This window comes from uncultured Jannaschia sp., from assembly GCF_947503795.1.
Classification (GTDB): Bacteria; Pseudomonadota; Alphaproteobacteria; order Rhodobacterales; family Rhodobacteraceae; genus Jannaschia.
Window position 1 is genome coordinate 23,212 of the sequence record NZ_CANNEZ010000003.1, and the last position, 10,986, is coordinate 34,197.

At 68.5% G+C, this 10,986-nt stretch carries 11 protein-coding genes; 6 read left to right on the forward strand and 5 right to left on the reverse strand.

Annotated elements, in window-relative coordinates:
- Window positions 1-8: 8 nt before the first annotated feature.
- From uvrB to Q0833_RS15540, 3 genes are all read left to right on the forward strand, one after another.
- A complete protein-coding gene (uvrB, locus tag Q0833_RS15530) occupies window positions 9-2,168 on the forward strand; it encodes an excinuclease ABC subunit UvrB (protein WP_298438335.1) in 2,160 nt (719 codons plus the stop codon).
- 67 nt (window positions 2,169-2,235) lie between these two features.
- Window positions 2,236-2,931: a hypothetical protein gene (locus tag Q0833_RS15535; RefSeq protein ID WP_298437014.1), complete on the forward strand. Its 696-nt coding sequence runs from the start codon at window positions 2,236-2,238 to the stop codon at window positions 2,929-2,931.
- A gap of 160 nt (window positions 2,932-3,091) precedes the next feature.
- Window positions 3,092-4,003, forward strand: coding sequence for a hypothetical protein (locus tag Q0833_RS15540; RefSeq protein WP_298437017.1), 912 nt, complete (start codon window positions 3,092-3,094; stop codon window positions 4,001-4,003).
- A gap of 19 nt (window positions 4,004-4,022) precedes the next feature.
- On the opposite strand, the gene Q0833_RS15545 is transcribed toward Q0833_RS15540, so the two are convergent.
- Genes Q0833_RS15545 through dacB form a run of 3 tightly spaced genes read right to left on the reverse strand, consistent with a single transcriptional unit; the run spans window position 4,023 to window position 6,288 of the window.
- Window positions 4,023-4,355 carry a DUF5665 domain-containing protein gene (locus tag Q0833_RS15545; protein ID WP_298437020.1) on the reverse strand — a complete coding sequence of 111 codons (333 nt, stop codon included), beginning with the start codon at window positions 4,353-4,355 and terminating at the stop codon, window positions 4,023-4,025.
- A gap of 29 nt (window positions 4,356-4,384) precedes the next feature.
- Window positions 4,385-4,837: a TrmH family RNA methyltransferase gene (locus tag Q0833_RS15550; RefSeq protein WP_298437023.1), complete on the reverse strand. Its 453-nt coding sequence runs from the start codon at window positions 4,835-4,837 to the stop codon at window positions 4,385-4,387.
- Window positions 4,834-6,288, reverse strand: a complete 1,455-nt coding sequence (gene dacB / locus Q0833_RS15555) for a D-alanyl-D-alanine carboxypeptidase/D-alanyl-D-alanine-endopeptidase (protein WP_367274977.1) — start codon at window positions 6,286-6,288, stop codon at window positions 4,834-4,836. Before dacB ends, Q0833_RS15550 begins: the two co-directional genes overlap by 4 nt.
- Window positions 6,289-6,389: 101 nt before the next feature.
- Between dacB and Q0833_RS15560 the strand changes: the two genes are divergently transcribed.
- The gene (locus Q0833_RS15560) at window positions 6,390-7,232 is read left to right on the forward strand and encodes a DMT family transporter (protein ID WP_298437026.1); all 843 of its coding nucleotides are present in this window, start codon (window positions 6,390-6,392) and stop codon (window positions 7,230-7,232) included.
- On the opposite strand, the gene Q0833_RS15565 is transcribed toward Q0833_RS15560, so the two are convergent.
- Window positions 7,229-7,828, reverse strand: a complete 600-nt coding sequence (locus tag Q0833_RS15565; RefSeq protein ID WP_298437029.1) for a nicotinate-nucleotide adenylyltransferase — start codon at window positions 7,826-7,828, stop codon at window positions 7,229-7,231. The genes Q0833_RS15560 and Q0833_RS15565 overlap by 4 nt on opposite strands.
- A gap of 92 nt (window positions 7,829-7,920) precedes the next feature.
- Here Q0833_RS15565 and Q0833_RS15570 point away from each other — a divergent pair, with 92 nt between their 5' ends.
- Window positions 7,921-8,628 carry a YIP1 family protein gene (locus tag Q0833_RS15570; protein ID WP_298437032.1) on the forward strand — a complete coding sequence of 236 codons (708 nt, stop codon included), beginning with the start codon at window positions 7,921-7,923 and terminating at the stop codon, window positions 8,626-8,628.
- Between the two features lie 74 nt (window positions 8,629-8,702).
- Window positions 8,703-10,358, forward strand: a complete 1,656-nt coding sequence (ettA, locus tag Q0833_RS15575; protein WP_298437035.1) for an energy-dependent translational throttle protein EttA — start codon at window positions 8,703-8,705, stop codon at window positions 10,356-10,358.
- Here the strand turns inward: ettA and Q0833_RS15580 are convergent.
- Window positions 10,348-10,980: a hypothetical protein gene (locus tag Q0833_RS15580; RefSeq protein WP_298437040.1), complete on the reverse strand. Its 633-nt coding sequence runs from the start codon at window positions 10,978-10,980 to the stop codon at window positions 10,348-10,350. The two genes, ettA and Q0833_RS15580, sit on opposite strands and share 11 nt — an antisense overlap.
- Between the last annotated feature and the right edge of the window lie 6 nt (window positions 10,981-10,986).

Sequence of the window (10,986 nt, forward strand, 5' to 3'; positions counted from 1 at the left end):
ACCTGCCGATGATGCAACGCCCCGCCGCCGCGCGGCCCAAGCTCGAGGGCGGCAAGCGGTTCCGTATGGCGACCGACTTCAAGCCGGCCGGGGACCAGCCCGGCGCCATCGCCGAGCTGGCGCAGGGCGTGGACGATGGCGAACGCGATCAGGTGCTGCTGGGCGTGACGGGCTCGGGCAAGACCTTCACCATGGCCAAGGTCATCGAGGAGACGCAGCGCCCCGCCATCATCCTCGCGCCCAACAAGACGCTGGCCGCCCAGCTCTACGGCGAGTTCAAGGGCTTCTTTCCGGACAACGCCGTCGAGTACTTCGTCAGCTACTACGACTACTACCAGCCCGAGGCCTACGTCCCCCGGTCGGACACCTTCATCGAGAAGGAATCCCAAATCAACGAGCAGATCGACCGGATGCGCCACTCGGCCACCCGCGCCCTGCTCGAGCGGGACGACGTCATCATCGTGGCCTCGGTCTCCTGCATCTACGGCATCGGCTCGGTCGAGACCTACGGCGCGATGACCCAGGACCTTCTGGTCGGCCGGGAATACGACCAGCGCAAGGTGATGGCGGATCTCGTGGCGCAGCAGTACCGGCGCAACGACGCGGCCTTCGCGCGCGGCGCGTTCCGGGTGCGCGGCGACAGCGTCGAGATCTGGCCCGCCCACCTCGAGGATCGCGCGTGGCGGCTGTCGTTCTTCGGCGAGGAACTTGAGAGCATCGTCGAGTTCGATCCACTGACCGGGGCCAAGACGGGCGACATGGACAAGATCCGCATCTACGCCAACAGTCATTACGTCACGCCGCGCCCGACGATGCAGCAGGCCATCAAGGGCATCAAATCCGAGCTTCAGATCCGCCTCGACCAGCTTGTCGGCGAGGGCAAGCTTCTGGAGGCCCAACGCCTCGAACAGCGCACCAAGTTCGACCTCGAGATGCTGGAGGCCACGGGCGTCTGCAACGGGATCGAGAACTACTCCCGCTATCTCACGGGTCGTGCACCCGGCGAGCCGCCGCCCACCCTGTTCGAGTACATCCCCGACAACGCCATCGTCTTCGCCGATGAAAGCCACGTCTCGGTCCCGCAGATCGGCGGCATGTACAAGGGCGACTTCCGCCGCAAGATGACGCTGGCCGAGCATGGGTTCCGCCTGCCGTCCTGCATGGACAACCGTCCGCTCAAGTTCGAGGAATGGGACGCGATGCGGCCCCAGTCCGTCTTCGTCTCGGCCACGCCGCAGACCTGGGAGCTGGAGCAGACCGGAGGTGTCTTCACCGAACAGGTCATCCGGCCCACCGGCCTTCTCGACCCACCGGTCGAGATCCGGCCCGTCGAGATGCAGGTCGACGACCTCTTGGACGAGATCCGGAAGGTGACGCAGGCCGGATTCCGCACGCTGGTCACCACGCTGACCAAGCGCATGGCCGAGGACCTGACCGAATACCTGCACGAGCAGGGCATCAAGGTCCGCTACATGCATTCCGATATCGACACGATCGAGCGGATCGAGATCCTGCGCGACCTGCGCCTCGGCGCCTTCGACGTGCTGATCGGGATCAACCTGCTGCGCGAGGGGCTCGACATCCCCGAATGCGGGCTCGTCGCGATCCTCGACGCCGACAAGGAGGGGTTCCTGCGCTCCGAGACCTCGCTGGTGCAGACCATCGGCCGCGCCGCGCGGAACTCCGAGGGCCGCGTCATCATGTATGCCGACCGGATCACCGGCTCGATGGAACGCGCCATCGGCGAGACCAACCGCCGCCGCGCCAAGCAAGAAGCCTACAATATCGAGCACGGCATCACCCCCGAGACCGTCAAGAAGAACGTCGAGGACGTCCTCGCCGGTCTCTACCAGGGCGACGTCGACATGAGCCGCGTGACGGCCAAGGTCGACAAGCCGCTGGCCGGCGCGAACCTTCAGGCCCATCTCGACGGCCTGCGCGCATCGATGCGCAAGGCGGCCGAGAACCTCGAATTCGAGGAGGCCGCCCGGCTGCGCGACGAGGTCAAACGGCTGGAGGCCGTGGACCTCGTGGTCTCCGACGACCCGCTGGCGCGGCAATCGGCGGTGGCGCAGGCGGTCGAGGACGCGCGCAAGGCCGAGGGCCGCAGCACGGCCGGACGGCCCGGACAGCGCGGCGGCAACGTCAAGCGGCGCAAGAAGCGCTAGCGGTCCCGCCGTCAAGGCATCGCCTGCGTTAACACTCGCTTAACCGTTTCTGCGTCTGCTGGGCGCGATGCGCGTCCTCGTCTTTCTGTTCTTCTGCCTGCTGCCCGAATTCGCGCTCGCCGGTCCGTGGCCCAGGGACCGAGGGCAGGTCTACGCGCTGGTCGGCCACCAGGGCGGGCACAACGGGTGGTCCGGGCTTTATCTCGAGTATGGCGGGCCCCGGCGCCTGACCTTCGGGCTCGAGATCGGGGGACATCTGGGCGGCTCGTCCACACCGGGTGTGCCCGGCTTCTCCGACCGGCTGACCGACGGGCGCATCCGCGCCTTCGTCCGCGCACCCGTCCCGCTGGCCGGCCAAGGCGGCACGGGGCTCTTCGCACCCTGGCTGGCGGCCGTCGAACTCAGTCTCGGGCGCGATCTGCGGGACGATGGACGCAAGGTCGAACGGCTCGGTCTCGGGGCCTCGATCGGGCGCGATATCTCGACGCGCTACGGCGACGGCTGGATGGCATTCGACCTTCTCGTCTCGGGCGGCTCGGGGGTGGAGACGCGGATGAATTACGGGGCCGTGGCCGGGATCAGGCCGACCGACAGGATCACCGTCGAGCTGGGTCTCTTCGGCGAAAGCGATGGCGACGCGAACGTTCAGCTCGCCCCGACGATCCAGTACGATTTCGGTCGCATCGGGCAAGCCCGGCTGGGCCTGAGCTTCGATCCGGACAAGGACACCGCGCTCGTCCTCGGCTGGTCGCGGACGTTCTGATGCGCCCGCACGCCCCGCGTACCGGCAGAAACCGGCCAGCATCGATGCCGCCCGCAGTCGCGCTTGCCAGACCCAACACACCCCGCCAGCCTGCCCTTACGTAAGCCACGCGCGACCCTGGCCCGACCGGCGTCGCCACACATCATTCGAGGAGATTTCGATGGCCTGTCGGACCGCCAAAGCCAAACGCGCCGCCACCGCGACGAAGGAGGCCACCAAGGCCGTCGACGACCTCGAACAGATGATCAAGGGACAGGAAGCGGCCAAGAAGAAGGACTTCTTCGCCCGGATCGCGGACGATCTCGAGCAGACCGGCGCCTCGGATGCCGAGCAGATCGAGTACAACATGGACATCAAGACCGAGTATTCGAGCGAGTTCAGCCTCGATGCCGTCGCCGACGCCGTCTCCAAGACGATCCACGCGGCCGCCGCGACACTGAAAGCGCAGGAAATGCCCAGCCCGGCGACCTCGGCCGAGGCGCTGGAGGCCTATTCCGACGTCGTGGTCAGCGTCGCCGAGGCCGCGCGCTCGTCCTCCGAGACCGCGACCAGCATCTCGTATTCGATGAACCGCATCGGGCGCGGCCTCTTCGCCTTCCTTTACGCGACCTCGGCCAAGGCATCCGACAAGGAGACATTTGGCGAGGAGGCGATCACGGCGACCGCCATCTTCTACCGCATCATGCGCAGCGGCGAGGACGCCAAGCGGCAGGAGCGGTTCGACACAGTGCTGCTCTATGTCGACGCGCTGCATAAGGCCAAGGTGATGCAGGTCGCCCTGCTCGACGATCTCGGGAACGGCACGTACGACCCCGACGAATACATCGCCAAGGACGCCCAGATGCAGAAGGTCGTCGACCTCTGGCAGAAGCGGGTGGACGAGGCGAAGCTCGACCGCGCGGATGGTCCGGTGATGATGGGCGCGGGGCCCGGTGGCCCCATGGGCACAGGCGGTCCCGATCTCGAGGCGGTAGCCAAGCGCGCGCTGTCGAAGATCTCGGCCGGGGACGACCGCCTGAAGGCCATCGTCGAGCGCTCCGAGGCGCGGCTGGCTGCCGGACACTTCCGTTAAGCACGGCGCGGCACCGGGCCTAGTCCGGCGTCGGATCCTCTTCGACGGTCACGTCCCCATCCCCCTCGACCGTCACATCGACCTCGAGTTCCGGCCGGATCAGCCGGATCACCTCGGACGCCCAGTCGCCGATGATGGGGATGAAGTTGATCTGGCTCAGTGACCAGACGAGCACCGACAGCACGACCGTCGCGCCGAGAACGCCGCCAAGGCCGAAGGCGATGCCCCGGTAAAGCTGGAACATGATCAGCTTCGGGACGGAATTGTGGATCTGCAGCCAGCGGTGCCGGTTCAACCGGGCCACCTCGCGCCGCAGGGCCGCGACCTCTTCGTTCAGCTCATCGCGTTCCATCGGACTGTTCCTATCACGATCGCCGCCGCTCACAACACGCCCCTGAGCGCCTGATACGCCGCCGCGGTCGCCGCGTTGGCGAGGTTCAGCGACCGGATATGGGGCGACCGCATCGGCAGGTGGACGACCCGCTGTCCGGCCAGGATCTCGGGCGGCAGGCCCACGGTCTCCTGTCCGAAGACGAGGTGGACGTCCTCCGGGTAGGACGCGTCGTAAAACGACGTCGGCCCGAACTCCTCGAAGCAGACGATCGCCTCGGGCCGGGGCGCGCGCCGCTTCAGGAAGTCGCCCCAATCGTCGTATTCTTCCAGCCGGACGTGCTTCCAGTAGTCCAGCCCCGCTCGGCGCACGTTCCGGTCGGTGATCTCGAACCCGTAGGGCCGGATCAGGCAGAGATCGAGATCGAGCGCCACGCAGGTCCGCCCGACGCTGCCGGTGTTTCCGGCGATCTCGGGGCGGTGCAGGACGATGGCGGGCCTCACTGGTGGACCAGCGCCCAGCGTTCGATGAGGTCGAATTGCAGACTGCGCGCGGTGCGTCCCCAGCTTCGGCCGCCCTGCGGCCGTTCGCGTTCGGCCACCGAGAGGCGGTTTCGCCGGTCGGTGTCGGCCACGAAGGTCGCGAAGGCCAGCGACCGCCCCGACCGCGCGTCGAAATACCCCGCGAGGCCCGAGACGAAGTTCAGCGTGCCGGTCTTGGCCTGCACCGGTATGGTGAGGTCGCCGTCGATGGTCAGTGTCTTCATCAGCGGACGCAGCCGAGCTTCGGCCCCCGAGGCCGTCAGCGCCTTGGCCATGTCCGAGGCCGAGATCCGCGTGGTGCCGTTGAGGCCGGAATGGTCGTCGAAATCGGGGCGTCGCGCGCCGGTCCGCCCCGAGAGCCAGTTCGACATGACCGCTCCGGACGCATCGAGCGAGCGCGGCACCGTGCCCCGGCGGACGGTCGAGGTCAGACCGAGAAGCTCGGCCGTGAGATTGTTCGAGAAGCGCAGCATGGCCCGCGCCACGCGGTCGAGCGGTGCGCTCACCTCCTGCGCGAGGGTCGTGCCCTGCGGCGCGGTGCCCGTCCGCGCCGCCACACCCACGGCGATCCCGTTGGCGCGCAGCATGGTCCGCATCACGTCGCCGGCATAGAGCGCGGGGTTACGGACCGGCAGCCACCGGCTACCCGAACTGCCGAGCTGCCCGCGCGCCACGGTCCAAGCGTCGATATCGCCGCTGCGGTCGTAGGTGTAGACCGGCAGCGACCGGTCCGCGATGCGCATCCGCGAGGTCGAGACGGCGGGACGGAAGCGTTCGGTCCGCCCGTCCATCGTCGTCTCGTAGCCATTGCCGCCGCGGCGCCACTGGAAATGCACGCGATTGAAGTTGAGATTGATGCCGCCGACCGCCGGGTTGTAGCCGACATGGTCCGGCTGGGCGCGGTCGATCCGCTCGAAGGTCGGGAGCGCGCCATCATAGACCAGCAGCCGCCCCGATACCTCGCGTAGTCCGACGGATGCGACCTGCGCGGCAAGATTGTTCAGCCCGTCGCTGTCGAGCGAGGGGTCGCCGCCGCCGACGAGCACGAGATCGCCGTTGAGCCGTCCGCCCGAGATCGGGCCCGTCGCCACCAGCCTCGTCTGGAAGCGATAGTCGGCCCCCAGCGTCTCGAGCGCGTAAAGCGCCGTCACCGCCTTGAGCACCGAGGCCGGCGGCAGCGCACGGAGGGGGTTGTACGTCTCCAGTACCTCGCCCGTGCGCGCGTCCGAGACGACGAAGCCGACCTTGCCTCCGAGCCCCGCCTCCTCGACCATCCGGCTGGCCGCGGGGGCGGCGCGCGACAGCGCGTCGGCGGGCTTCAGTTCCGGCCGGGCCGAGCGTTCGGGCGCGTTCGCGCAGGCCGGCAGGGCCGCCGTCGTCAGCGCCCCGGTCAGGAAAGAACGTCGCCGCATCAATGTCATCCTTTGTACCCGCGGCCACGATGCCCGCCCCGATAGCGGAAGGGAAGCCCGGTTTGGCTGGGCGCGACCGCCCCCGGATGCTAGCGCGGGCCATGGACCGGACAACGATCGGATCGGTGGCGCTGATGTTCGTCGCCATGTCGCTCATTCCCTTGGGCGACAGCGCGGGCAAGCTCCTGACGACCGCACATGGGGCGTCGCCCTTCTTCGTGGCGTTCTCGCGCTTCGCCGTCGGCGCGGCGATGGTTGCGGTGATCCTCGGGGGGCGGGTCGAATGGGGCCTCTACCGCGACTGGCGGGTCTGGTTCAGGGCCTTCCTCATCGCGGCCGGGATCGCCTGCATCCTCAACGCGCTCCGCACCGAGGATATCGCCACCGTCTTCGGCGCGTTCTTCGTCGGCCCGATCTTCAGCTACGTCCTCTCGGTCTGGCTTCTGGGCGAACGCGTGCGCCCGCTGCAATCGGTCCTTCTGGCCGTCGGGTTTTGCGGCGTCCTTCTGGTCGTGCGGCCCGGTTTCGGCATGACGGCCGGCCTCGGGTTCGCGGTCGCGGCGGGCCTGTTCTACGGGGCGTTCCTCACGGCGTCCAAATGGCTGGCCGAGATCGCGCCGCCCCGCCAGTTGATGCTGACCCAGACGCTTCTGGGGACGGTGATGCTGGCCCCGCTCGGCCTCGTTGAGCTGCCCGAGGCGACGGTTGCGGTCACCGGCCTCGTCCTCGTCTCGGGGCTGGCCTCGGCCACGGGAAACCTGCTCCTCGTGCTGGCCTATCGCCGGTCTAGCGCCACGATGCTGGCGCCGTTCGTGTATTTTCAGCTCATTTCGGCCACGGCGCTGGGTTGGCTCGTCTTCGGAACTTGGCCCGATCCGCTGGCTCTTGCGGGACTTTTCATCCTCGTGGCCGCAGGCTTCGGGACGCTGGCGCTCCGCCGCTAGGACCAGTCGCCACCCGCGCGGATCGCGGTCGAGGAGGCGGCGTGCATGGGCATGTTGACGAAGGCCCAGGCCGGCGGGTCGCGATACGCGAGGCCATAGGCCGAGGCGGGCGGGACCTTGAAGCGGCGGAAGATCTGCGCGGCGGGCGAGGTCCGCGCCGAGATCCGTTCGCCCGGTCGCGCAAGCACGCCGACGGGCACGCGCCCGAGGATGCCGCGCCAATCCTCCCAGAGATGGAACTGCGCGAGGTTGTCCGCGCCCATCAGCCAGACGAAGCGCACCCCCGGATAGCGTGCCTGCAGGCGGGCAATCGTCGCGGCGGTGTGGCGCGTCCCGATATGCCGCTCGATATCGGTGATCACGACCCGAGGATGCCGCATCAATGCACGCGCCCGCTCCATCCGCTTCGCCAGCGGCGCGGGACCACGGGTCTTGAGCGGATTGCCCGGCGAGACCAGCCACCACACCCGGTCCAGCCCGAAGCGGCGGAGCGCCTCGCGCGTGATGTGGACGTGGCCCGCATGGGCCGGATCGAAGGACCCGCCGAGCAGGCCCACCGCCTGCCCCGGCACAGCGGGCGGAAACCCCTGGCGCATGCGCCACGCTTCCCGCGGGCGGGGCGCGGACGCAAGCCGTGATTGTGCCGAGGCGCGCCGCCGCGCTCGCCTGCGGGGCGGAGGTGTCCGCCATGTCCGACCTCGTCAAGACGATCCTGACGGCCCTCAGGAACTACATCCCGGCGCTCCTCGCGGTGATCTCTGATCCTCGCCGCACGATCCCCGATCGGGTCGGATCGGGCGACGACGCGCTCGATGCGGCGCTCGCCTTCTTCGGCATCACGCTGGCGCTGTCGCTCCTTCTTCAACTGCCGCTCCTCGGTCCGGCCGACGATCCGGTCGCCGTCTTCGGAAGTCTTCCTGTCGTCCGGATGCTGATGTTCGCGATCTTCACTGCCTGCGTCGTCCTCGCGTTCCGGGCGGTCGGGGGACGCGGCGGGTTCATTCCCACGCTCTGCATCTCGCTTTACGTCAACGCGCCCGCCTACCTGGTGCAGGTCACCACCGCGTTGATGTCGCGCGGCCTCGTCGCGCGGTCCGGGGCCATCGACCTTGCGGATCTGCAGGATGCCGACACGCGGCCCGCCGCCTCGGCCGCGCTCGCCGCCGCCGACCCGACGACCGCGACGCTCCTCGTGGCCACCGGCGTCCTCGGGATCGGCATCGTCGTGGCGTGGTTCCTCTATTGCTGGCCGATCTACCGCGCCCAGCACCGCGTATCGCGGGCCCGGAGCGGTGTCGCCTATGCCGTCGCCTTCGCGGCCTACCTTGCGTCGCTTTGGCTGGGTGCCAACCTGATGCGCGGCCTGCATGGCGACGCGCTGCCCGCGATCGTCTGACGCCGCCCCCGTCCGGATTGAACCCCGCCGCGTCCCGACATATGCGGGACCGGACCCTGCGACGGAGCGAGACGATGGCAGCCAATCAATACGTCTATCACATGGACGGGGTGTCCAAGACCTATGGCGGCGGCAAGAAGGTGTTCGAGAACATCCGCCTGTCCTTCCTGCCCGGCGTCAAGATCGGCGTCGTCGGCGTCAACGGCACCGGCAAGTCTACCCTGATGAAGATCATGGCCGGGCAGGATCCCGATTACACCGGAGAGGCCTGGGCCGCCGAAGGCGCCCGCGTCGGCTATCTGCCGCAGGAGCCCGCGCTCGACGAGGCGCTGACCGTCCGCGAGAACGTCATGCTGGGCGTGGCCGAGAAGAAGGCCGTGCTCGATCGCTACAACGATCTCGCGATGAACTACTCGGACGAGACCGCCGAGGAGATGGCCAAGCTCCAGGACGAGATCGACAGCGCCAATCTCTGGGATCTCGACAGCCAGATCGACGTCGCGATGGAGGCCCTGCGGTGCCCGCCGGACGACGCGATGCCCGCGAACCTCTCGGGCGGCGAGCGGCGGCGCGTGGCGCTCTGCAAGCTCCTCTTGGAAGCGCCCGACATGCTCCTGCTGGATGAGCCGACCAACCACCTCGACGCCGAGACGATCGCCTGGCTCCAGCGGCACCTGATCGACTACAAGGGCACCTGCCTGATCGTCACCCACGACCGGTATTTTCTCGACGATATCACGGGCTGGATCCTCGAGCTCGATCGCGGACGTGGCATCCCCTACGAGGGCAACTACTCGGCCTGGCTCGAACAGAAGGCCAAGCGGCTGGAGCGCGAGGCCAAGGAGGACAAGTCCCGCCAGAAGACGCTGGAGCGCGAGCTGGAATGGATCCGCGCCGGGGCCAAGGCGCGGCAGGCCAAGTCCAAGGCCCGGATCAACGCCTACGAGGAGATGGCCGGCCAGTCCGAGCGCGAACGCGTCGGCCGCGCCCAGATCGTGATCCCGAACGGGCCGCGGCTCGGCTCGAAGGTGATCGAGGTCAACAACCTATCGAAGGCCTATGGCGACCGTCTCCTGATCGACGACCTGTCCTTTGCCCTGCCCCCCGGCGGCATCGTCGGCGTGATCGGTCCGAACGGCGCGGGCAAGTCGACGCTCTTCCGGATGCTGACCGGGCAGGAACAGCCCGACAGCGGCACGGTCGAATACGGCGATACCGTCAAGCTGAGCTATGTCGACCAGTCGCGCGACGATCTCGAACCCGGCCAGACCGTGTGGGAGGCGATCTCGGGCGGGGCCGAACTTATCAAGCTCGGCGATGCGGAGGTGAATTCCCGCGCCTATTGCGGATCGTTCAACTTCAAGGGCGGCGACCAGCAGAAGAAGGTCGGCCTCCTCTCGGGCGGCGAGCGCAACCGCGTCCACATGGCCCGGCTCCTGAAGGAGGGCGGCAACGTCCTGCTGCTGGACGAGCCGACCAACGATCTCGACGTCGAGACGCTCCGCGCGCTCGAGGACGCGATCGCCGATTTCGCGGGCTGCGCGGTGGTGATTTCGCACGACCGCTTCTTCCTCGACCGCCTCTGCACCCATATCCTCGCCTTCGAGGGCGGCAGCCATGTCGAGTGGTTCGAAGGCAATTTCGAAGCCTACGAAGAAGACAAGGCGCGTCGCCTCGGTCCCGATGCGCTGGAACCGACGCGGGTGAAATACAAGAAATTCACGCGCTGACGGTATCGGCTCCCTGCGCCTCGATCTGGCGCAGGGCACGGTGCACGGCACGGACGCGACCACCGGACAACTGGCGAAGCTTCGCCGCCTGCTCGAGCGGCGGGCGCCCTGCCATCGCCGAGGCGACGACGGCCGGGTGCTCGCGCGCGAAGCCCGACGGATCCGTGGTCGTCTCGATCAGGCGCCGCACGTCGCGCCGCCCCAGGATGGGCGAAGGCATCGACGGATCGGCCGCCGCGCGATTCGCGATCGGCATCGGCGCCGATAGGGTCAACCGCGGTCTCGCCGCGGGTCGGTGATCGACCCGAGGCTCGGGGCTGAGCGTGAGCGGCGGGATGTTCTGGAACAGGCGCGTTCGGGCCGGTGAGGCCCCTGTGCGATCTGCTCCCGGCTTCGCCGAAATCCGCAGGCGAGCGCCGGGGCCCGGGGCCACGACCGGGTGCCGGTTGGCCCTCGCCCCCTCGACCGACGCGACGAGGGCACGCGCGAAGTCGCGCAGATGGGCCGGGGGCCGCGCCGTCCGGTCGGGCGATTCGAGCATTGCCAGCAACGCGCGGGCCTTGTCGGCATCGGTCGTCTCGGCGGGCGACGGGCCCGCGGTCTTCGGGTTCGGATCGGACATGGGACC

Coding starts and splice junctions, on each gene's coding strand:
- Q0833_RS15570 (WP_298437032.1), top strand. CDS start 7,921: ATGTCCGACCTCGTCAAGACGATCCTGACGGCCCTCAGGAACTACATC.
- Q0833_RS15565 (WP_298437029.1), bottom strand. CDS start 7,828: ATGCGCCAGGGGTTTCCGCCCGCTGTGCCGGGGCAGGCGGTGGGCCTG.
- Q0833_RS15580 (WP_298437040.1), bottom strand. CDS start 10,980: ATGTCCGATCCGAACCCGAAGACCGCGGGCCCGTCGCCCGCCGAGACG.
- uvrB (WP_298438335.1), top strand. CDS start 9: ATGATGCAACGCCCCGCCGCCGCGCGGCCCAAGCTCGAGGGCGGCAAG.
- Q0833_RS15545 (WP_298437020.1), bottom strand. CDS start 4,355: ATGGAACGCGATGAGCTGAACGAAGAGGTCGCGGCCCTGCGGCGCGAG.
- ettA (WP_298437035.1), top strand. CDS start 8,703: ATGGCAGCCAATCAATACGTCTATCACATGGACGGGGTGTCCAAGACC.
- Q0833_RS15535 (WP_298437014.1), top strand. CDS start 2,236: ATGCGCGTCCTCGTCTTTCTGTTCTTCTGCCTGCTGCCCGAATTCGCG.
- Q0833_RS15540 (WP_298437017.1), top strand. CDS start 3,092: ATGGCCTGTCGGACCGCCAAAGCCAAACGCGCCGCCACCGCGACGAAG.
- Q0833_RS15560 (WP_298437026.1), top strand. CDS start 6,390: ATGGACCGGACAACGATCGGATCGGTGGCGCTGATGTTCGTCGCCATG.
- dacB (WP_367274977.1), bottom strand. CDS start 6,288: ATGCGGCGACGTTCTTTCCTGACCGGGGCGCTGACGACGGCGGCCCTG.